This is a genomic window from Serratia sp. AKBS12, assembly GCF_024793895.1.
Lineage (GTDB): Bacteria > Pseudomonadota > Gammaproteobacteria > Enterobacterales > Enterobacteriaceae > Serratia_F.
This window is the reverse complement of sequence record NZ_JANUSB010000002.1, coordinates 53,134-75,261: the sequence shown is the minus strand read 5'-3', so window position 1 is coordinate 75,261 and position 22,128 is coordinate 53,134. Positions and strand designations below refer to the sequence as shown.

Annotated in this window: 18 protein-coding genes; 4 read left to right on the top strand and 14 right to left on the bottom strand. The window is 59.0% G+C overall.

From position 1 onward, the window contains the following. Nucleotides 1-47: 47 nt before the first annotated feature. From hutH (NYE85_RS00375) to NYE85_RS00340, 8 genes are all read right to left on the bottom strand, one after another. Nucleotides 48-1,574 (bottom strand): histidine ammonia-lyase, encoded by a 1,527-nt coding sequence (hutH, locus tag NYE85_RS00375; protein ID WP_259002334.1) that lies wholly within the window; start codon nucleotides 1,572-1,574, stop codon nucleotides 48-50. A gap of 8 nt (nucleotides 1,575-1,582) precedes the next feature. Beyond that, a complete protein-coding gene (locus NYE85_RS00370; protein WP_259002333.1) occupies nucleotides 1,583-2,440 on the bottom strand; it encodes a glycine betaine/L-proline ABC transporter ATP-binding protein in 858 nt (285 codons plus the stop codon). Continuing rightward, on the bottom strand, nucleotides 2,440-3,294 hold the full coding sequence (locus NYE85_RS00365; RefSeq protein WP_259002332.1) for a proline/glycine betaine ABC transporter permease: 855 nt from the start codon (nucleotides 3,292-3,294) through the stop codon (nucleotides 2,440-2,442). Before NYE85_RS00365 ends, NYE85_RS00370 begins: the two co-directional genes overlap by 1 nt. A 63-nt stretch (nucleotides 3,295-3,357) precedes the next feature. Next, on the bottom strand, nucleotides 3,358-4,338 hold the full coding sequence (locus NYE85_RS00360) for an ABC transporter substrate-binding protein (RefSeq protein WP_259002331.1): 981 nt from the start codon (nucleotides 4,336-4,338) through the stop codon (nucleotides 3,358-3,360). A gap of 63 nt (nucleotides 4,339-4,401) precedes the next feature. Beyond that, nucleotides 4,402-5,805 carry an amino acid permease gene (locus tag NYE85_RS00355; protein WP_259002330.1) on the bottom strand — a complete coding sequence of 468 codons (1,404 nt, stop codon included), beginning with the start codon at nucleotides 5,803-5,805 and terminating at the stop codon, nucleotides 4,402-4,404. Between the two features lie 99 nt (nucleotides 5,806-5,904). Further along, nucleotides 5,905-7,440 carry a histidine ammonia-lyase gene (hutH, locus tag NYE85_RS00350; RefSeq protein ID WP_259002329.1) on the bottom strand — a complete coding sequence of 512 codons (1,536 nt, stop codon included), beginning with the start codon at nucleotides 7,438-7,440 and terminating at the stop codon, nucleotides 5,905-5,907. Continuing rightward, nucleotides 7,437-9,128, bottom strand: a complete 1,692-nt coding sequence (gene hutU, locus NYE85_RS00345) for a urocanate hydratase (protein ID WP_259002328.1) — start codon at nucleotides 9,126-9,128, stop codon at nucleotides 7,437-7,439. Before hutU ends, hutH (NYE85_RS00350) begins: the two co-directional genes overlap by 4 nt. Nucleotides 9,129-9,501: 373 nt before the next feature. After that, nucleotides 9,502-10,839: an aromatic acid/H+ symport family MFS transporter gene (locus NYE85_RS00340; RefSeq protein ID WP_259002326.1), complete on the bottom strand. Its 1,338-nt coding sequence runs from the start codon at nucleotides 10,837-10,839 to the stop codon at nucleotides 9,502-9,504. A gap of 280 nt (nucleotides 10,840-11,119) precedes the next feature. On the opposite strand from NYE85_RS00340, the gene queE reads away from it, so the two are divergent. Further along, nucleotides 11,120-11,791 carry a 7-carboxy-7-deazaguanine synthase QueE gene (gene queE / locus NYE85_RS00335; RefSeq protein WP_259002324.1) on the top strand — a complete coding sequence of 224 codons (672 nt, stop codon included), beginning with the start codon at nucleotides 11,120-11,122 and terminating at the stop codon, nucleotides 11,789-11,791. 139 nt (nucleotides 11,792-11,930) lie between these two features. On the opposite strand, the gene queD is transcribed toward queE, so the two are convergent. From queD to NYE85_RS00305, 6 genes are all read right to left on the bottom strand, one after another. Continuing rightward, nucleotides 11,931-12,290: a 6-carboxytetrahydropterin synthase QueD gene (queD, locus tag NYE85_RS00330; protein WP_259002323.1), complete on the bottom strand. Its 360-nt coding sequence runs from the start codon at nucleotides 12,288-12,290 to the stop codon at nucleotides 11,931-11,933. A gap of 74 nt (nucleotides 12,291-12,364) precedes the next feature. Beyond that, complete coding sequence (gene iadA, locus NYE85_RS00325; protein ID WP_259002322.1) at nucleotides 12,365-13,531, bottom strand: beta-aspartyl-peptidase; 1,167 nt, start codon at nucleotides 13,529-13,531, stop codon at nucleotides 12,365-12,367. After that, the gene (locus NYE85_RS00320; protein ID WP_259002321.1) at nucleotides 13,528-14,229 is read right to left on the bottom strand and encodes a creatininase family protein; all 702 of its coding nucleotides are present in this window, start codon (nucleotides 14,227-14,229) and stop codon (nucleotides 13,528-13,530) included. The genes iadA and NYE85_RS00320 overlap by 4 nt, the downstream gene beginning before the upstream one ends. Next, on the bottom strand, nucleotides 14,216-15,217 hold the full coding sequence (locus tag NYE85_RS00315; RefSeq protein WP_259002319.1) for a GntR family transcriptional regulator: 1,002 nt from the start codon (nucleotides 15,215-15,217) through the stop codon (nucleotides 14,216-14,218). The genes NYE85_RS00320 and NYE85_RS00315 overlap by 14 nt, the downstream gene beginning before the upstream one ends. After that, nucleotides 15,214-16,761, bottom strand: coding sequence for a sodium:solute symporter family protein (locus NYE85_RS00310; RefSeq protein WP_259002317.1), 1,548 nt, complete (start codon nucleotides 16,759-16,761; stop codon nucleotides 15,214-15,216). The genes NYE85_RS00315 and NYE85_RS00310 overlap by 4 nt, the downstream gene beginning before the upstream one ends. After that, on the bottom strand, nucleotides 16,758-17,006 hold the full coding sequence (locus NYE85_RS00305; RefSeq protein ID WP_259002315.1) for a hypothetical protein: 249 nt from the start codon (nucleotides 17,004-17,006) through the stop codon (nucleotides 16,758-16,760). The genes NYE85_RS00310 and NYE85_RS00305 overlap by 4 nt, the downstream gene beginning before the upstream one ends. A gap of 135 nt (nucleotides 17,007-17,141) precedes the next feature. Between NYE85_RS00305 and NYE85_RS00300 the strand changes: the two genes are divergently transcribed. The 3 genes from NYE85_RS00300 (at nucleotide 17,142) to cysI (ending at nucleotide 22,115) form a co-directional block, all read left to right on the top strand. Next, on the top strand, nucleotides 17,142-18,323 hold the full coding sequence (locus NYE85_RS00300; protein WP_259002314.1) for an aminotransferase class I/II-fold pyridoxal phosphate-dependent enzyme: 1,182 nt from the start codon (nucleotides 17,142-17,144) through the stop codon (nucleotides 18,321-18,323). Nucleotides 18,324-18,588: 265 nt separating this feature from the next. Beyond that, complete coding sequence (gene cysJ, locus NYE85_RS00295) at nucleotides 18,589-20,400, top strand: NADPH-dependent assimilatory sulfite reductase flavoprotein subunit (protein ID WP_259002312.1); 1,812 nt, start codon at nucleotides 18,589-18,591, stop codon at nucleotides 20,398-20,400. Next, nucleotides 20,400-22,115, top strand: a complete 1,716-nt coding sequence (cysI, locus tag NYE85_RS00290; RefSeq protein ID WP_259002310.1) for an assimilatory sulfite reductase (NADPH) hemoprotein subunit — start codon at nucleotides 20,400-20,402, stop codon at nucleotides 22,113-22,115. The genes cysJ and cysI overlap by 1 nt, the downstream gene beginning before the upstream one ends. Nucleotides 22,116-22,128: the final 13 nt, after the last annotated feature.

The window sequence follows — 22,128 nt, the reverse complement described above, 5'->3', positions numbered from 1 at the left end:
GGCGGGTTTTTTTACGCCTGTCGATCGCCTCGCGCCCTGTGTGGTGGTTAGCCGAGGGCTGGGGCGATTTCGGCCAGAACACCATCATCGGCAATCAAGGCGGCGCTGGCGGCAATGTCCGGCGCCAGCCAGCGATCCTGGTGATACGGCGCGACGCTCTGCCGCAGCCGTTGCCAGGCTCGCCCGGTGCCGACGCCGAAACGCGCTGGCGTCAGGAACTCAAACGCCTGGGCGGCCAGCAGGTATTCAATCGCCAGAATCTGTCGGCAGTTGGCCACCGCCTTATGCAAGCGCAGCGCCGCTCCGGTACCGAGGCTGAGGTGATCTTCCTGCAATGCCGAAGTAACGTAGTTGTCCACCACGCACGGCTGCGCCAACTGGCGGTTTTCCGCACATAGCGCGGCGGCGACGTATTGGGCGATCATCATGCCGGAGTTGACCCCCGGTTCACTGACCAGAAACGCCGGCAGGCCGCTGACCAGCGGGTTAATCAGGCGATCGATGCGGCGCTCGGCGATACCCCCCAGTTCGGCCATGGCGATCGCCAGCAGATCGGCGGCCATCGCGACCGATTCGCCGTGAGGATTGGCCTGTGATACCACGCGATAGCGTTGCGGTGTACCCAGTAGCAGTGGGTTATCGCTGGCGCCGTTCAGCTCGTTTTCGATCTGCCGCGCGGCATGCGCCCACTGATCGCGGCAGGCGCCATGTACCTGTGGTATGGAACGAATGCTCAATGCATCCTGGGTGCGGATGCCTTCTGCGGCGGCAATCACTTCGCTGCCGCTCAGCAAGGTGCGCAAATTATGCCCCACCTGCTGCATGCCGGGATGCGGCTTCAAGGCCAGGATTTCCTGGTCGAAGGCCGCCTGTTGACCGCGCAACGCTTCAAAACTCATCGCACCCAGTACATCGGCCCAACGCAGCAAACTCCAGGCGTCCGCCAGTGCCAGACAGGCCAGGCCGGTCATGCACGGAGTTCCGTTCACCAGGCACAGGCCGTCCTTGGCGCCGAGCGCCGGTAGCGCAATCTGTTCCTCGGCCAGTGCCTGGCTGGCGGCGACAATCTGGCCGCGATAGCTGACCTGGCCAAGGCCAAGCAGCGACACGCCAACGTGCGCCATATGCGTCAGATAGCCGACCGACCCCTGCGCGGGTACCTGCGGCGTAATGCCGCGGTTTAGCAGCGCCAGCAGCGCTTCCACCAGCGGACGCTGGATACCGGACTTGCCGTGGCTGTAGTTGATCACGGCACAGCAGATGATCGCCCGCGTCTGGCTATCGCTGAGCGGCGCCCCGACGCCGCAGGCATGGCTCAGCAGGGTATTGCGCGACAGCTGCGCCAGCTGTTCACCATGCAGCGCCTGATTGCACAGCGCGCCGAGCCCGGTATTGACGCCGTAAGCGCGCTGCTTTCCGTCGACAATCTGCCTGACGATGCCGTGCGCATTGTCGATACGCGCCCAGGCGGCAGGGGACAGGCTGAGCGGCGCGCCGTCGCGCGCTACCGCCACCACGTCCTGCCAGCGCAGCGGCTGGCAATCAATCTCCACGCCGGAAACGGAATGCATCATGGTTCTCCTCAGGCGCTGGCCATCATCATTGGACGCGGTTTTTGCATGTTTTCATCCAACGCCAATCTGCGCTGTACAAAACGGTTCACGTATTCATCTGCCGGATTATTCAGGATTTCCTGCGGGGTACCGACCTGAATCAGTTTGCCGTCCTTCAAGATGGCAATACGGTTACCGATGCGCACCGCTTCATCCAGATCGTGGGTGATAAACACCAGCGTCTTATGCAGCTCTTTTTGCAGTGCCAGCAGTTGATCCTGCATCTCGGCGCGGATCAGCGGGTCGAGGGCGCTGAAGGCTTCATCCAGCAGGATGATATCGGTGTCGGTGGCCAGGGCGCGCGCCAGTCCGACGCGTTGACGCATACCGCCGGAAAGTTGATGCGGATAGGATTTCTCATAACCTTTCAGGCCAACGGTGTCGATCCAGTGTTGCGCCCGCGCCTGAAAAACTTCTCTGGTTTCACCGCGCACCTTCAGGCCGTAACCGACGTTCTCCAGCACCGTTTTATGCGGCAGCAGACCGAAGCTCTGGAACACCATACTGATTTTGTGCCGGCGAAAATGCTCGAGCCGTTTTTCGTCGTAGCGCAGGATATCTTCGCCGTCCACCAGGATCTCGCCGCTGGTCGGTTCGATCAGGCGGTTGAAGTGGCGCACCAGGGTGGATTTCCCCGATCCGGACAGCCCCATGATGACAAAGATCTCACCGGCAGCGATGCTCATCGACAGATCGTGTACGCCGATCACGCAGTCGGTGGCAGCCTGCACCTCCGGCTTGGTTTTTCCTTGCCGGCTTAGCGCCAGCGCCTCGGCGGTGCGTTGGCCGAAGATCTTGTAAACGTTTTTGATTTCGATTTTATTCATCAGGATTCCCTCGCGACAACCGCAGAGCGGCCATATGCCTGAGTGATGCGGTCAATGACCACGGCGAGAATGACAATGGCCAATCCGGCCTCCAGCCCCAGCCCGACGTTCAGCGTCTGGATGCCCACCAGCACGTCCTCGCCCAGCCCGCGTGCGCCGATCATCGACGCTACCACCACCATTGACAGCGACATCATGGTGGTCTGGTTGATACCGGCCATAATGCTCGGCAGTGCCAGCGGCAACTGGACGCCGAACAGTTTTTGCCAGCGGTTGGCGCCAAATGCGGTGACCGATTCCATCACTTCCTTATCGACCTGACGAATACCCAGATCGGTCAGGCGGATCAGCGGCGGCGTAGCGTAAATCACCGTGGCCAGGATCGCCGGCACCTTGCCCAGGCCGAACAGCATCAGCACCGGGATCAGGTAGACAAAGCTTGGCATGGTTTGCATTACGTCCATCAGTGGCATCATTACCGCCCGCACGCGATCGCTACGCGCTGCCAAAATACCCTGCGGGATGCCAACGATCACCGCCAGCAGCGTAGCGACCAGCACCAGCGCCAACGTTTGCATCAGTTTGTCCCACATGCCGGCGGCGCCAACCAGCAGCAGCAGCCCGACCATCACCGCCGTTGGCAGCCAGCGGCGGGTTGCATGCCAGGCCAGCAAGCCGACGATGGCCAGCATCAGCCACCACGGCGTCGCGCGCAGCAGGCCTTCAAGTTGGATCACTGCCCACAGCAGGCTGTCGGAAATATTGCGGAACATATCGCCGTAGTTGTTGACCAGGATATCGACCCAGCCATTAATCCAATCGGCAATCGAGAAGGTAAAGCGTTCTGGAAACATACATGTAGCCCCTGTCTGGGCCGGGGTTCAGCCGGCCCCGGTGGTTATCTAACGTCAGTCGCCTTACAGGGACGCCTGGATTTTCTTCGCTGCCTCTTCGCTCACCCAGCTTTGCCAGATTTCCGGATGCTGGCGGAAGAACTCCAGCGCCAGCTTGTCGGAACGGATGCGCTCTTTGCTCATCCGCGCCAGGTTCTGGTTCAGCAGATCGAGTGGCAGATTGACCTTGCCCAGCACCGCCACCAGTTCTGGCGCCTGCTGATTGAAGACGCTGGAAAGACCGACTTTGATCTGAATGTTTTTATCCACGCCGGGTTCCTCCAGCTTGACCAGATCGAGCTGACCCATCAGCGGCGTAGGCGACCAGTAGTAGAACAGGATCGGTTCGCCGCGGCGGTAGCTGGACAGAATGGCGGTATCCAGCGCCGGCCCGGTGCCCGGGCGGAAATTGGTAAGCTTGTCGTCCAGTTTGAATTTTTTCAGAATGGCGGTGTTATCCAGCTCGCAGGTCCAGCCAGCCGGGCAGTTATAGAAGCGGCCTTTGTCCGGCTCTTCCTGATCCTTGAAAACCTGCGCGTACTTCGCCAGATCCGGAATGCTTTTCAGATCGGGTGCCAATGGTTTGATGTTACGTTTGGCGTCGCCTTCGATCACATAGCGTGGCACATACCAACCTTCCGCCGCACCGACGATCGGCGCGCCGACGCTGACCGCCTTGCCGGTTTTTTCGGCCTTGTTCCACACTTCGCTACGGCCAATCCACTCTTCGGCAAACACCTGGATGTCGTTGGTGCCGACCGCCTGCTCCATGGTGATAGAGTTACCCGGTAGCGCATCGGTTTTGCAGTCATAACCCTTTTGCAGCACGTATTGCATGATGTCGGTCAGCAACATGCCGCTCTCCCAGTTCAGCCCGGCAAACTTGACCGGCTTGCCGGACTCGCACCAGCCGGCAGCCTTGGCAGCGCTGCTGCCAAAGGTTAAGCCGAGAGCAATAAGCGGTACCCATAGTGTTTTAAAAACAACTGACGTTGTGGTTTGCATGGTTATCTTTCCCCATTATGTGTTTGGGAGAATGTAAGGGCCCGGGAACGGCGGGCCCCGTCACTACAGACCCTGGGGTGAGGTGGCGACAGGTGATCCCCCGCCTTTTTTGCGCACCCACATCCAGTAAGCCAGGGTGAGTAATGCCACCCAGACCAGTCCGACATACAGTGCGATCCGGCTTTCCTCGAAGTAACCGAGCAGACCGATCACAAAGAACATGAACGCCGTCGCCAGCAAGGGGGCCAGTGGCCACCACGGCACCGGGAAGCTCAGGTTGGCAATCTCCGCCTTGCTCAGCGTACGGCGCATGGCGATTTGCGACAGCAGGATCATCAGCCACACCCAGACGGTGGCGAAGGTGGCGATAGAGGCAATGATCATAAAGACCTGTTTCGGTATCAGGTAGTTGAGCACCACCCCCAGCAGCAGCGCCAGCGACATCACCAGCACCGTCATCCACGGCACGCCATTGCCGGTCAGCCGGGTAAAGCACTTCGGCGCCTGACCTTCCTGCGCCATGCCGTACATCATGCGGCCGGCGCCGAAAATATCGCTGTTGATGGCGGAAATGGCGGCGGTGATCACGACCAGGTTAAGCAGATGGGCGGCGGAACTGATGCCCAGGCTGCTGAAGATCTCGACAAACGGGCTGCCGTTCTGGCCGATGCTGTTCCACGGGTAAATCGCCATCAGCACCAGCAGCGTCAGCACGTAAAACAGCAGGATGCGCAGCGGTACTGCATTGATCGCCCGTGGCAGCATCTTGGCCGGGTCTTTTGCTTCACTGGCGGTGATACCAATGATCTCGATACCGCCAAAGGCGAACATCACCACCGCCAACGAGGCCACCACGCCGCCGATGCCGTTCGGCATAAAACCGCCGTGTTGCCACAGGTTGTCAAAGCCGGTGGCGGTCTGGGTCTGGCCGAAGCCAAACAGCATGACCGCCGCACCGCCGACGATCATCGCCACGATAGCCGCCACCTTGATCAGCGACAGCCAGAATTCCATTTCGCCAAACACCTTGACGTTGCACAGGTTGAGCGCACCGATGAAGAAGATGATGCTCAGCACCCACACCCACTGGGCGACGTCCGGGAACCATAGCCCCATGTATATGCCGAAGGCGGTGACGTCCGCCAGTGCGACGATCACCATTTCAAAGGTGTAGGTCCAGCCGGTGAGGAAACCGGCCAGCGGGCCGAGGTAGTGGCTGGCATAGTGACCGAACGAACCGGAAACCGGTTGGTGTACTGCCATCTCTCCCAGCGCACGCATCACCATGAACACCGCCGCGCCGCCGACCAGGTAGGCCAGCAGCACTGCCGGCCCGGCCAGCTGGATGGCGCCGGCCGAACCGTAAAACAGCCCGGTACCAATGGCTGAGCCGAGCGCCATAAAACGAATGTGCCGCGCATTCAGGCCGCGCCGCAACTGGGAGGGTTGTGTTTCGTCGTTACGCATGTTGCTCTCCGTATTTTGCGTTGTTATCGGACGGGCAGCGCTATCCCGCCAGGGCTGCCCCGGCGGGATAGGTACGAACTTGATGTAGGGTAGTGGCGTTTATGCCTGGCTTGGCAACAACGCCGCAGGGACTAACGCCGTCAGGTGACCGGACGCCAGCAGCTGGCTGGCGGCTTCAATGTCGGGGGCGAAAAAACGGTCCTTGTCGTAATAACTGACGTGTTCGCGCAGCAGGCGGCGTGCCTGCTCCAGCCCTTCGGTGGTGTGCAGCCCTTTGCGCAGATCCAGCCCCTGACAGGCGGCCAGCCATTCCACGGCGATAATGCCGCGCACGTTGTCGGCCATTTCCCACAGTCGGCGACCGGCGGCCGGCGCCATCGACACGTGATCTTCCTGATTGGCGGAGGTTGGGATACTGTCGACGCTGGCCGGATGCGCCAGCGCCTTGTTTTCACTGGTCAGCGCCGCGGCGGTCACCTGGGCAATCATAAAGCCGGAGTTCACTCCGCCGTTATCCACCAGGAACGGCGGCAGTTGCGACATATGCTTGTCCATCATCAGCGAAATACGGCGTTCGGCCAACGAGCCGATTTCCGCCAGCGCCAGCGCCAGATTGTCTGCGGCCATTGCCACCGGTTCGGCGTGGAAATTGCCGCCGGACAAGACGTCGCCCTGTTCGGCGAACACCAGCGGATTGTCTGATACCGCATTGGCTTCAACTTCCAGTACTTCGCTGGCCTGGCGGATCTGCGTCAGGCAGGCGCCCATCACCTGTGGCTGGCAACGCAGGGAGTAGGGATCCTGCACCTTGTCGCAGTTGCGGTGCGAATCGGAGACCTCGCTGCGTTCACCCAGCAGGTGACGGTAAGCGGCGGCGGCGTCGATTTGGCCGCGCTGGCCGCGTACTTCATGAATACGGGCGTCAAACGGGCTGCGCGAGCCCAGTGCCGCTTCCACCGTCAGGCTGCCGCACACCGTGGCGGCGGCGTACAGGTCTTCGGCATCAAACAGACCACGCAGCGCAAAGGCGGTAGAAACCTGGGTGCCGTTCAGCAGCGCCAGGCCTTCTTTGGCCGCCAGCGTCAGCGGCTTCAGCCCGGCCTTCGCCAGTGCGGCGTCGGCGCTCAGCCATTCACCCTGATGACGCGCCTTGCCTTCGCCCAGCAGCAGCAGGCTCATGTGCGCCAGCGGGGCCAGATCGCCCGATGCGCCGACCGAACCTTTCAATGGAATGTGTGGATAGACTTCGGCGTTGACCAAGGCCATCAACGCTTCGATCACTTCACGACGAATGCCGGAAAAGCCGCGCGACAGGCTGTTGATCTTCAACACCATAATCAGCCGTACCAGATTGTCATCGGTTGGCGCGCCGACGCCGGCGGCGTGCGACAGCACGATTGAGCGTTGCAGGTTTTCCAGATCTTCCCGCGCAATGCGCGTCGAGGCAAGCAGGCCAAAGCCGGTATTGATGCCGTAGGTAGTGCGGTTTTCTTCGACAATGCGTTCAACGCAGGCCACGCTGCGGTCGATCGCCGCATAGGCGTCGTCGGGAAGCTGGAGTTTTACCGGCTGTTGATACACCTCGCGCAGTTGCGATAGCTGAAGTTTGCCTGGGCGGATTATCAAGGTTTTCATGCCTGCTTCTCCTGAGTTGCGGCGACCATCGGCAGGTTAAGACCCTGTTCGCGAGCGCAGTCGATGGCGATATCGTAACCGGCATCGGCATGACGCATCACGCCGGTGGCCGGATCGTTATGCAGTACGCGGGCGATGCGTTCGGCGGCTTCGTCGCTGCCGTCGCAGACGATCACCATGCCGGAATGCTGTGAAAAGCCCATGCCAACGCCGCCGCCATGGTGCAGTGATACCCAGGTTGCGCCGCTGGCGGTATTCAGCAGGGCGTTGAGCAGCGGCCAGTCGGAAACGGCGTCGGAGCCGTCCTGCATGGCTTCGGTTTCGCGGTTCGGGCTGGCGACCGAGCCGGAGTCGAGGTGGTCGCGGCCGATGACGATCGGTGCGGACAGTTCGCCGCGGCGTACCATCTCATTAAATGCCAGACCCAGTTTGGCGCGTTGGCCAAGACCAACCCAGCAGATACGGGCCGGCAGCCCCTGGAAGCTGATGCGCTCGCGGGCCATGTCCAGCCAGTGGTGCAGGTGGGCGTCGTCCGGGATCAGTTCTTTGACCATGGCGTCGGTTTTGTAGATGTCCTGCGGATCGCCGGACAGCGCTGCCCAGCGGAACGGGCCAACGCCACGACAGAACAGCGGGCGGATATACGCCGGTACGAAGCCCGGGAAGTCAAAAGCGTTGTCGACGCCCATCTCTTTGGCCATTTGACGGATGTTGTTGCCGTAATCGAAGGTTGGAATGCCCATTTGCTGGAACGCCAGCATCGCCTGCACGTGCTCGGCCATCGATTGCTTGGCGGCCTGTACTACCAGCGCCGGTTCGCGCTGCGCGCGTTCACGGTATTCTTCCCAGCTCCAGCCTTTTGGCAGATAGCCATTCAGCGGATCGTGAGCGCTGGTCTGGTCGGTGACCATATCCGGGCGTACGCCGCGTTTTACCAGCTCCGGCAGGATGTCCGCCGCGTTGCCGCACAGGGCAATGGACACCGCTTTGCCTTCGGCGGTATAGCGTTTGATGCGCGCCAGCGCGTCGTCCAGATCGTCAGCCTGTTCGTCGACGTAGCGGGTCTTCAGGCGGAAGTCGATGCGGCTTTGCTGGCATTCGATATTCAGCGAACAGGCACCGGCCAGCGTGGCGGCCAGCGGTTGCGCGCCGCCCATGCCGCCCAGACCGGCGGTCAGAACCCAGCGGCCCTGCAGCTTGCCGTCGTAATGCTGACGACCGGCTTCGACGAAGGTTTCATAGGTGCCCTGCACGATGCCCTGACTACCGATGTAAATCCAGCTGCCGGCGGTCATCTGGCCATACATCGCCAGGCCTTTGGCATCCAGTTCGTTGAAGTGTTCCCAGGTGGCCCAGTGAGGCACCAGGTTGGAGTTGGCGATCAGCACGCGTGGCGCGTTGCTGTGGGTCTTGAACACGCCGACCGGCTTGCCGGATTGCACCAGCAGCGTTTCGTCATCTTCCAGCGTTTTCAGGGTGGCGACAATTTTGTCGTAGCAGTCCCAGTCACGAGCAGCACGGCCGATACCACCGTATACCACCAGCTCGTGCGGATTTTCCGCGACCTCTGGATCGAGGTTGTTCATCAGCATGCGCAGCGGTGCTTCGGTCAGCCAGCTTTTTGCGTTTAGCGTGGTGCCGCGAGGCGCGCGTACATCAACGTTGCGAACTTTGTTATTTGCAGTCACAGCTTTTTCCTCAAACAGTATCGGTACAGATTGCATGACGCGGCCGGGTTATTGCCTCGTCGTTATCGTGCATGGGTTTATTAACATATACTTGTATGTACAAGCATATGCAACACCAGCGGCGAAATAGCGATAAATGGCATAAGAAAAAATTATTCTTGTTTAAAATCAGAAGATTATTTTTATTTTTTCCGAAACTGGCGGCGAGGAAACGGTCTGGAATAGTGAGCTATTCAACAAAATCGAACTAAAATCGCGTCATTTCTGCGCGGTAAGTCACAATAATTTTACATCTGTATTACAGATTGTGGTGGGATATCAGTAAAGCGTATCCCTGGCGGTAACGGGCGCACGATCTGCGCCCGTGGGTGGCTCAACTGGCAGGCTGCAATAGCGGGCGACGCGTCATCTTGAACACGGTGGCGATGGCCGCGACCAGCGCCGGCACGCACAGGAACATCAGGATGCTTTGCACTTCCCATTGCAGCGCCAGCAGCTGCGCGCCGGTCATGGTGCCGGCTACGCCGCCAAAACGCCCAATGCCCTGCATCCAGGCGATGCCGGTGGCGCGGCTATGGGTAGGATAATAGGTGGCCGCCAACGTTTGCAGCCCGGATTGCGCACCGTTCATGGCGATGCCCATCAGAAAGATCAATGCCCCCAGCAGTACGATGTGACTGTCTTCCATCGCCATGGCCACGATCAGCAACGCGGTAACCACGAAGCCGCTCGACACCACCTTATGCGCATTCCAGCGGTCCATCAGCCAGCCGGCGATCAAAATGCCCAGCGTGCCGCCAAAGGTGAACAGTGAGGTCAGCAGTGCGGATTGTTCCAGCTGGTAGCCCAGGCCCTGCATCAGGATCGGCATCCAGCTGAGCAGTACGTAATAGATCACCAACCCCATAAAGTAGGTGATCCATAGCATCAGGGTTCCGATCAGGTAAGGGCCGCTGAACAGTAGCCCAACGCTGGTTTTCGACTTGGCCAGTTTTTCTTCATACAGCAGGAAGTGGGTGACATGACTGATGTTCTGACTGACAAAACGCTGCGCGATGCGCTTGATTTTTTGCGCATCATGGCCGCGATTGACCATATATTTGACCGACTCCGGTAGAAACAGCACCAGCAACACCGTTAGCACCAGTGGGGCTATGGCGCCCAGGAGCAATACGCTGTGCCAGCCGTAAGCCGGAATCAGCCAGGACGAGATGGCACCGCCACCCGCCGCACCCAGCGGAAAGCCGCAGTACATGGTGTTAATCGCCAGCGACCGGCAGCGCTGTGGCGCATATTCGGAAATCAGCGTGATGGCATTGGGCATGGCCGCGCCCAGTCCCAGGCCGGTAAGAAAACGCCACAGCGTCAGGCTGGTCAGCGAACCGGCATAGGCGGTGGCCAGACTGGATAACCCGAAGAACAGACAGGAAAACACCAGCACCCGCTTGCGGCCGATGCGGTCGGACATTGGCCCGGCCACCAGGGCGCCGAGCGACAACCCTAGCAGCGCGGCGCTGAGCACCGGCCCGAGATCCTGCTTGACGATATCCCAGTCTTTCGCCACCGACGGCGCAATATAACCCATTGCCGCGGTGTCAAAGCCGTCAATTGCCAGGATCAGAAAGCCGAGGATAATCAGGGTCCAGTGGAATAACGAAAACCTGCTGTCGTCAATTGCCTGCTGGATGTTCAACTCGCTGGAAAATGCCATAGTCCCTCCCAGCCCGCCATGTCGTCAGTTGCAGGATCATTGCCTGCAAGCCGCATAATGTGGGCCTGTTTCACGGTTGTTGTAGTTACCGGAACGCGCGCCCGGCTTGTGTTTGCATGTCTATACATCTGGGCGTCGGCGAGCAAAATGTCAAATACATTTATCTTATCTGTTGCTTGTTTGTTAGATTTTGCGAGGCGGTCGATCTTCTCATGCGCGATTTGGTCACCGCCGTGGAATCTGCGATAATCACGCTTTATCCTTCCGAATTGAGAAACCGATGCAGTACCCGATTAATGAAATGTTCCAGACCTTGCAGGGTGAAGGTTACTTCACCGGCGTTCCGGCTATTTTTATCCGCCTGCAGGGCTGCCCGGTGGGATGCAGCTGGTGCGACACCAAACACACCTGGGAAAAGGAAGCCAATCGGGAAGTGGACATGCAGCGGATCCTGGTCAAAACCGAAGAAAGCGACGCCTGGGGGAGTGCCACGGCGGAACAGCTGCTGGAGGTGGTGCAACAGCAGGGCTACACCGCGCGCCATATCGTCATCACCGGTGGCGAACCCTGCATTTATGATTTGATCCCGTTGACCAGGCTGTTTGAGCTCAACGGCTACGCCTGCCAGATTGAAACCAGTGGTACCCATGAGATTTTGTGCACGCCAAACACCTGGGTGACGGTTTCACCCAAAGTGAATATGCGTGGCGGCATGAAGGTGCTGGAGCAGGCGCTGACGCGTGCCGATGAAATCAAGCACCCGGTGGGACGTCAACGTGATATTGACGCGCTGGATGCACTGCTGGATACGTTGCACGATGAGAAACGGCGGATTATCGCCTTGCAGCCGATCAGTCAAAAAGACGAAGCCACCAGACTGTGCATTGAAACCTGCATCGCGCGCAACTGGCGGTTATCGATGCAAACCCATAAGTATTTGAATATTGCTTAACAGCGGTGAGCGCTGAGACCCCAAATAATGGGAGTGGCATCAAGGCGGCCAGGAAACCAGGCCCGATGAGCTGACATGCGTCAGTGATTCGGGTGAGTGAGCGTAGCCAACATCGATGCCACTTCAAGCATAAAGGGGATTAGCCTTTATATACACAGCCGGCGGTACAGGTTTCCTTGACCATCACGGCGCTGAGCTCCGGCAACTGCGGTTTCAACTGCTGCCAAATCCAGGCGGCGAGCACTTCGCTGGTGGGATTTTCCAACCCTGGAATATCGTTCAGATAATGGTGATCCAACCGTTCCCAGACGGGGGTAAACACCGCTTTAAGTTCGGCAAAATCCATTACCCAACCGGTATGAGCATCGACCTCACCGGTCACTTCCAGACGCACCATAAACGAATGCCCATGCAGACGGCCACATTTATGACCTTCCGGCACGTGCGGCAAACGGTGTGCGGCTTCAAACTGAAAATCTTTAAACAGCGTGGTTGCCATTATTACGGCCTCATTGACTCAAAAACCGGCGAAGTCTACCGGAAATGTACGCCCGGGGCTATCAGCTTGCCGTTTTATTCAAAGGTTCCCCGAACCAGCGGCTCGGCATTGTGCAGCATCAAACGCCCCTTTGCCCACAGTGAACAGGGCTGTAAGGCGTCATCCAGCAGCAGCAGATCGGCATCTTTACCGACGCTGATTTCTCCCTTGTCTTGCAGTTTCAAGCGCTGTGCGACGTTGGACGCCACCAATGCCCAACATTGTTCGAGCGGCAGTTCGCCGCTGAGATCGCGCACCTCGTCAAGCAGACTGCCGAAACCGGCGACTGCCATGCCACAAATATTGCCGGCCTGGTCAAAAGCCGGAATGCTGCCGTTGCCGTCGGAGCTGAGCGTCAGCTGTGCCAGTGGGATCCCTTCGTCCAGCGCTTCCAGTATCGCCTCGCTGGGTTTTACTGCGCCACGAGCGCCCAGATGTGGGCTGATCCCCGAGGTCAGATCGAGATTGACGCCGTCCTGCCTGGCCAGGCGCATGGCATGTCGCCACAGGTGCCGTTGCCGGTTGACGTGGGTGGGCAAGAAATGACCGAGTGGCACCTCGCAGCGATCGCGAATCTCTTCCAGCGGCGTCAGGGCGGCCTGCGCGTTGCCCATATGCATTACCACCAGTCCCGGTTTCTGCGTTAATAATGCTGCCGCGCGCGCCTGGGTCGCGATATGGATCAACGCTTCGCAACTGGGCTGTGAAGAACGATGATCGGAAATCGCCGTTTTCACCCCCAATATCGGCTCGATAAAGGTGATGTCATCGCATATCGACCCGGTGACGGTAATGGTTGGCACTTGATAGGAGCCGGTCAGCATCCAGGCGGAAATGCCTTCGTTGCGCAGCCCCATCACTTTGGCGAACAGCGACTGGACGTGGCGCGTGACGCCGTCGGTGCCGAGCAGTCCCATCACGCTGGTAATACCGCTGCGCAACAGTTGCGACAGTTGCACCTCCGGCGTGCGGGTATGGAACCCGGCTTCGCCGCCGCCACCAATCAAATGGACATGCTGGTCGATCAGTCCTGGTGCCAGCAGGCGATCGCCGGCGTCAAAGCGTTGGCATGGTTGCAGCGCCGGCGCTGACAGATCCTCGCCGATGGCCAGAATCCGGCCCATGCCGATCAACAGCTGCTGGCGTTGAATACCTTGTCCGGTCAGCAGCCGGGCGTTTTCGATCAGGCTGTAGCTCATCATATCCACCCCTGTTCCAGCAGCTGACAGGTTTCCTCCAGGCCGACCTGCCAGATGCGCTGCATGTCGTCGTCGCTGCGTTGGTATTCGCCGCCATAGTTGCCATCGCCGATATAAGCCTTCACCGCACTGGCCGGCAGTTGCGCCAGCCTGGCAACCTCGATGGCCGGTTTTTCCTGTTGCGGCATGGCGACGTCGGGTAAACGCGTCCAGGGGAAGTTTTCCATCCACGAGGCATGGGAGGCGTTGGCGGAAAAACTTTTCACCAACCCCATCACTTTCGGCGCGGCCCACCAGTTATGCAACTGTACGCGCGCGTCGTCATGCTGGTTGAGCCAGTTATGGATCTGTACCTGTACCGGGCTGTTGCCGCCATGGCCATTAAGCAGAAAAATACGACGAAAACCGCTCTGGTACAGGCTGGAGAGCAGATCCTCCAGCAGGGCATTATAGGTTGCCGGGCGTAAATTGATGGTGCCGGGGAATTGACTGAAATAGGGCGCCATACCGAACGGCAAGCCGGGATACACCGCGATGCCCAGCCGTTCGCCGGCCTGTTCGGCCAGCAGGGAAGCCAGCAGGTGGTCGGTACACAGGCTGAGATAGGCGTGTTGTTCAGTACTACCAAGTGACAGGATAACCCGATCGTCACGAGCGAGGTATTCCTGTACTTGAAACCAGTTCATTTCACTGATTTTCATTATTCTCTCCTTGAAGAGCCAGGTGCTGACAATAGTGATGCCAGGCGGGACGCAAGATTTCCCGCAGATAGCGGGGTTCCGGGGTATGGCGATATTCAAAGACGATACGGGACGCCGGCAGCAGCGGTTGCAGATGACTATGGCAGCCGGTGCTGTAAATGATGGTTTTGTGGCTTGCCAGCGCCGCCGTCAGACCTTCATCTTCCAGCGCGGCGACGGCTATCTGGCCAATATGCGGCGCGAAGGTTTTTACCCCTTCCAGCATGGCAGGCAGGAAAGCCTGATAGCGTGAAACCAGCAGTACCGAGGCATCGGCGCTGAGCTGAGCCAGCCGGGTACGAGTATCTTCGGCGGGGATCAGATACGGGGCAAATACCGGCGTCTGTGGATCAATGCGCTGGCGCAAGCGCGGGATACAGTGTGGAATGGTCAGCCAGAACTGATAGCTGGCCAGTTTGTCCGCCGCCAGTTCGGCGAATTCGCGGAAGGTATAGGTATCGATCGGTTGCTGATTACCCAGAACTTCGCAGATGCTGTCGATATAGCTGCGATTGATACGGTTGGAATTACCCACCATCGCCATGCGCAGCGCGATGGGGGGCGGGGCGGCCGCCTGCATCTGATTCAACGCACCGATAAAGAACGACTCCGACAGGCCAAGCCGCGCGGCATCCTGCAGCAATTGCTGAAAGCGCTGATGCAGCTGACTGACCTGATCTTCATGGGCCATTTCCTGCCGGTTGCGCACAACATAGGTTCCCTTGCCGGCGATGGTCTCGATAAGTCCCATGCTCTTCAGGGTTTGGTAGGCATGGCTGACCGTCAGTTGCGCTACTCCCAGCTGTTTACTGAGCGCGCGTACCGACGGTAACGCGACATCATGGCGATAGGTGCCGGCCATGATGCCGTATTCGATAGCCCCTACGATCTGGGTTTGCAGCGCAATGGGCAAGTTCTTGTCGATGTTGATAATGCAGGCCTCTGTCATTTGGTTGGTGTCACGGTTGTCGGTGTGCTTCGTCGGGCGCGTGCGGCACACAATGCAGCCAGATCGTCAAAGTGGCGTCTGAGAGTAGCATCGCTGCTCGGGCGGGTGAACAGGCTAACCAGCACCATCACCAGCATGGTAAAGCTCCAGCAGACGATCAGCGGATCAAAGCCGAACGCCAGCTGCGGGAACCACAGTTTCATCGCCACATAGGCCAGCTCGCCAAGGATCACCGAACTGATGGCTCCCGCGAGCGTGGCGCGCTTCCAGTACATGCCGAGGATCACCGGCGCCACCCAGATCCCGAGGCCGCCGAAGGCAAAACGAATCAGGGCGAAGATCCCCGCAGGCTTGATGATGCCGATGGCGATGGCGGCGATGCCCAGCAGCACCGTTATCCAGCGTGACAGCCGCAGGATCTGATCCGCAGACGCCCGTGGCCGGAAAACGTTCTGATAGATGTCGCGGGTAATGCCGCCGGTGGCGACGACCAGCAACGCCGAAATGGTCGACATCCCGGCGGAAACGATGCCGGTGATCAGCAGTGCGGCGATCCATGGTGACAGATTCTGTTGCAGGATCACCGGTACGATAAAATCGGTTTCCTGCCCGGTCAGACCGCTGATAAAGGTGGCGGCATTGACGCCGGACCATTCAATCATGGTCGCCGAGAACAGCATGCCCAGGGTGCCAAGGATCACCGCTTTAAACATGGTGCGGTAGCTGTTCATGGTGAAGAATTTGGTAAACAGCGTCGGCTGACCGATGGTGAAGAAGCTCCACATCACGATCATCGACACATAGGTTTGCCACGGGAAGTCGCCTTTGGCTCCGGGGTGGGTCAGATGGTTGGGCATCTCGGCCGCCAGCTTGCCGGTGATCGCCTCCATGCCGCCGCCGGCGTGAATCGACACCACAAAGGTGACCACGGCGGTGGCGATCATCAGCCCTCCCTGCAACACGTCGGTCATCATGGCGCCGGTCATACCGCCGGTCATGCAGTACAACACCACCACTACGCCCATCACCACCACGCCAATCCACTCCGGCAAGCCGGTAAAGGTGTTGAGGATCACCCCGGCGCCGACCGTTTGGGCGCCCATCATGGCGATCAGAAAGATCACCATCATCACCGCGTGCACGCCGCGAATGGCGGTGGACTCGTAGCGGTCGGACAGGTAGTCGCTCATGGTCATCATGTTGTAGCGACGGCCCATCAGCATCAGTTTGCGGCCGACGAACAGCACCGGCACGATCATGGAAAATGCCAATCCCGGCACGGACACGCTCATGCCGGCAAAGCCGGTACTGTAGGTCATCGCCGGCACGCCCATAAAGGTACTCATGCTGTACTGGCTGGCGAAGTAGGCAAAACCGCCGACCAGCGCCCCGGCCTTGCCGCCCATCACCAGAAAATCACTCAACGATTTGGTGGCGCGCGCGGCGTACCAGCCAATGCCGCCAAGTAGCAGCAAAAACAGGATCAGGGTGGTGTAAAACGGTATCGGTTCCGGTTGCAACAGGGTCGCGAGATGACTGTTCATGGCTGTTCCTCGTCGATATTGCCCTGATATTCCGGGCGTTGCAGACACTGCCAGGCAAACAGAATAATCAGTGCCGATACTGTGATGCCATGTATTAGCCAGCCGAAGATGAATGTTGGGATCCCTAGCCAGCCGGGTTGGTATTGCGTGTTAAAGAAAAATGGCAACGGCATCATGATCAGCAGATACATAAACATGAAGATATAAAACCATTTTCTTTCAAAACAGTTACTTAATATATCCATTGTTTTCCCTTATCGTTGTGTTTGCGTATAAGAAAATCAGGTTGAGGAATAATTTATTGTTGTATTAGGTGTTATAGTTTTTTATAACAGCAGTGCAAAATAACAACACTTTTTTTGGCAAGTCAAGGAGCCGCGATGACTTTTCCACCCTTTGCACGCCGGGTGCCGTTGTTGAACGCTACGCTGTCTGAACAAGAGGACCACTGTGCTCGTCGTTGGTTGATGCAGGGGGACGATAGGGCGATTGCCCCCGCAGCGCAGGTGCAGGCGTTGCATCGGCAGATTGGCGAAATCTGGCAGACTGACGGCGTAGCCAGCTTTATGGCCGGGCGTGCGGCGTTGTATGCGGTGATCCACACGCTTGGGCTGCAGCCGGGGGATCGCGTGCTGATCCCGGCGTTTACCTGTCAGTGCGTGGCCAATGCCTTCAGTTATAACGGTATCGAAATAGCGTTTGTCGATATCGAGGCTGACACCTTTGGCATCAGCGCGGCGGCGATGGCGCAGGCGATCACGCCCAACACCAAAGCGGTCATGATCCAGTACAGCTTTGGTCTGGTATGTCGCGATCTTGACGCGCTGCTGGCGCTGGCGCGTGCGCATCGGCTATGGGTGATAGAAGATTGCGCGCATGCCACCGGCGCGCGCTACCGCGGCCAATTGCTCGGCAGCTTGGGCGATATCGCCTTTTTCAGCAGTGAACGTTCCAAGGTGGTCAATACCATCCACGGTGGTTGGGTAATTACGCATTCGCCGGCGTTGCAGCAACGGCTGCAGCAGGTATATGCCACCAGCGCCGACGCCGAGCCTGTATTTATACGGCGTCTGCTGCACACGTTGCGCCATGCGGTGGCGATAACGCAGGATGGTCAGACGGCGGCGGATGCCGCTTGGCCGCTGGAAGGGCGTGTGCCACAGATGCAGAGCGCCGAATTAAGCGGACTGTTCAGCCCGCAATACCGCTGGCGGATGGCCGAACCGGTTGCGGAGCTGCTGCGTCTGCAACTGAGCCGGTTGCCGACGTTACTAGAGCGGCGCCGGCGCGGTGCAGCTTTTTGGCAGCGCTGGGCTGCGGCGCACGGATACCGGCAACCACCTCGCATCGAAGGAGCAGAAAACAGCTGGCTGCGGTTCCCGTTACTGCTGTCGGCGCAACAAAAACAACGGCGTGACAGCCTGGAACGTCAGCTGAATGTGGAGGTTGGCGTCTGGTTTACCACACCGATGCATCCGCAGCCGCTGGAGTTGGCTGATTGTCCGGTGGGGATGAGCGCGGCGGCAAGTTGCGTTAATTTTCCCACCTGGCTGCCGGAATAACCGGCGTCGGTAGCCGGTTGCTTAACGCTCGGGCGGCCGGTCTCAGTGGTTAAATCATTATCTTTCATGCTGTTATATTCATCTTGCTGTTACCACTTTTAGCGATAAATAATACCCGCAAAAACACTTAGCTCATTTGGTTATTAATTATTTCCATCACTTCTTTAATTGTTATGATTCCACTCGGTAACCTTACCTTCCTACCTTTTAAATGAACTATTTTTGCCCGGTTGCAGCGGGTATATATAACGGAATTCGTGACGCAATGACCACTCAGGCTCCTCCTACATCCTTGCTCCCGCTGACGCCCGACCAGCTGGCGAGCCTGCAAGCTGCCATCGGTGATTATTCGCCGACACAGCTGGCGTGGCTGTCCGGCTACTTCTGGGGAATGGTGAATCAACAACCTGGCGCCGTGGCGCTGCCGGTGGCGCCGGCAGCGCCAGCCGCAGCGGCGCCCAGCATTACGCTGATTTCCGCTTCGCAGACCGGTAATGCGCGTCGCCTGGCGGAACAGCTGCGCGACGATCTGCTGGCGGCCAAGCTCAGCGTCAACCTGGTCAATGCCGGCGATTACAAATTCAAGCAGATCGCCCAGGAGCGACTGCTGATCGTCGTGGCTTCCACCCAGGGCGAAGGCGAACCGGCGGAAGAGGCGGTGGCGCTGCACAAGTTCCTTCACTCCAAGAAAGCCCCCAAACTGACCGATACCGCGTTTGCGGTGTTTGGCCTGGGCGATACCTCGTATGAAAACTTCTGCCAGTCGGGCAAGGACTTCGATGCCAAACTGGCGGAACTGGGGGCGGAACGTCTGGTGGAGCGCGTCGACGCTGACGTGGAATACCAAGAATTGGCCGTGGCCTGGCGCAAGCAGGTGGTATCGGTATTGAAAGCGCGCGCGCCGGCGGAAAACGCCGTGCCCGGCGCTCTGGCCAGCGGTGCGGTCGATCTGATCGACAGCAGTCCGTACAGCAAGGAACAGCCACTGACGGCGCAGCTGGCGGTCAACCAAAAGATCACCGGTCGCCATTCGGATAAAGACGTGCGGCACATCGAGATCGATCTCGCCGACTCCGGGCTGCGCTACCAACCGGGCGATGCGCTTGGCGTATGGTTTGACAACGATCCGGCGCTGGTGGATGAACTGGTGCAACTGTTGTGGCTGAAAGGCGACGAACCGGTGGAGGTGGAGGGCAAAACCCTGCCGCTGGCCGACGCGTTGCGCAGCCATTTCGAGCTGACGCAAAACACCACGCCGATCGTTGAAAAATACGCTGCCCTGTCGCGCGACGAACAGCTGATCGCCTTGCTGGCCGACAAGGCCAAACTGCAACATTTTGCGCATAACACGCCGATCGTTGACATGGTGCGCCAGGCGCCGGCCGATCTTTCCGCCGAGCAACTGATTGGCCTGCTGCGCCCGCTGACGCCGCGTTTGTATTCCATTGCTTCCTCGCAGGCGGAAAACGAGAACGAAGTACACATCACCGTAGGCGTGGTGCGTTATGACATCGACGGCCGTGCGCGTGCCGGTGGCGCCTCCAGTTTCCTGGCCGATCGGCTGGAAGAGGACGGCGACCTGCGGGTGTTTATTGAACACAACGACAATTTCCGCTTGCCGGCCAATCCGGACGCGCCGGTGATCATGATTGGCCCCGGTACCGGCATTGCGCCGTTCCGCGCCTTCATGCAGCAGCGTGACGCCGACGGCGCCGCAGGTAAAAACTGGCTGTTCTTCGGTAATCCGCATTTTACCGAGGACTTCCTGTATCAGGTTGAGTGGCAGCGCTACGTCAAGGACGGTTTGCTGACCCGTATCGATCTGGCCTGGTCGCGCGATCGGCAGCAAAAAGTCTACGTCCAGGACAAACTGCGCGAACAGGGCGCGGAAGTGTGGCGCTGGATCCAGCAAGGCGCGCACATTTATGTCTGCGGCGATGCCAATCGCATGGCGAAAGACGTTGAGAACACATTACTGGCACTGGTAGCCGAGCACGGTGGCATGGATACCGAGCAGGCCGATGAATTTTTAAGTGAGCTGCGCCTTGAGCGCCGTTATCAGCGAGATGTTTACTGATGAGTGACAAACACCCGGGGCCTCTGGTGGTAGAAGGCAAATTGGCTGATGCCGAGCGCATGAAGCAACAAAGCAACTTCCTGCGCGGCACCATTGCCGAAGATCTAAATGACGGTTTGACCGGCGGCTTCAACGGCGACAACTTTCTGCTGATCCGTTTTCACGGCATGTACCAGCAGGACGACCGCGACATTCGGGCCGAACGTGCCGAACAGAAACTGGAGCCGCGCCATGCGATGATGCTGCGTTGCCGTCTGCCGGGCGGTATCATCAGCCCGCAGCAGTGGCTGGGCATCGACAAGTTTGCGCAGGAAAGCACGCTGTACGGCAGCATTCGTATCACCAACCGCCAGACGTTCCAGTTCCACGGTATTCTGAAGGGCAACGTCAAACCGGTGCACCAGTTATTGAACAAACTGGGGCTGGACGCGCTGGCTACCGCCAACGACGTAAACCGTAACGTGTTGTGCACCTCAAACCCGGTGGAATCCGAGCTGCATCAGGAAGCCTATGAATGGGCGAAGAAGATTTCCGAGCACCTGCTGCCGCGTACGCGTGCGTATGCCGAAGTGTGGCTGGATCAGGAGAAGGTGGCCACCACCGACGAAGAGCCGATTCTGGGCGCCACCTATCTGCCGCGCAAGTTCAAAACCACCGTGGTGATCCCACCGCAAAACGACGTGGATCTGCACGCCAATGACATGAACTTTGTGGCGATCGCCGAAAACGGCAAACTGGTAGGCTTTAACCTGCTGGTCGGCGGCGGCCTGTCGATCGAGCACGGCAACAAGAAAACCTATGCGCGCCAGGCCAGCGAATTTGGCTATATTCCACTGGAACACACGCTGGCGGTGGCGGAAGCCGTAGTGACCACCCAGCGCGATTGGGGCAACCGTACCGATCGTAAAAACGCCAAAACCAAATACACGCTGGAACGCGTTGGCGTCGATACCTTCCGCGCCGAAGTGGAAAAACGCGCCGGTATCACCTTTGAACCGATCCGCCCTTATGAATTTACCGGCCGCGGCGATCGCATCGGTTGGGTGAAGGGGGTGGACAATCATTGGCACTTGACGCTGTTTGTTGAAAACGGCCGCCTGCTGGACTATCCGGGACGGCCGCTGAAAACCGGCGTGGCCGAGATCGCCAAGGTCCATCAGGGGGATTTCCGCCTGACGGCCAACCAGAACCTGATCGTGGCCGGCGTGCCGGAAAGCGAAAAGGCAAAGATCGAAGCCATCGCGCGTGCACATGGTCTGATCGACGACGGCGTCAGCGAGCAGCGCAAAAATTCGATGGCCTGCGTGTCATTCCCGACCTGCCCACTGGCAATGGCCGAGGCCGAGCGCTTCCTGCCGGCCTTTGTCACCAAGGTTGAAGGCATCATGCATCAGCATGGGGTTGGCGATGAGCACATCGTGCTGCGGGTCACTGGCTGCCCGAACGGCTGCGGCCGTGCGCTGCTGGCGGAAATTGGCCTGGTGGGCAAGGCCGTTGGCCGCTACAACCTGCATTTGGGCGGTAACCGGGCCGGTACGCGCATTCCGCGCATGTATCGCGAAAATATCAACGAAGACGAAATCCTCAAAGAGATCGACCAACTGGTCGGCCGCTGGGCGCTGGAGCGCAACGCAGGCGAGGGCTTTGGCGACTTCACCATCCGTACCGGCATCGTGCGTCCGGTGGTGGATCCGGCGCAGGATTTCTGGGATTAATCGTGGAGGCAGA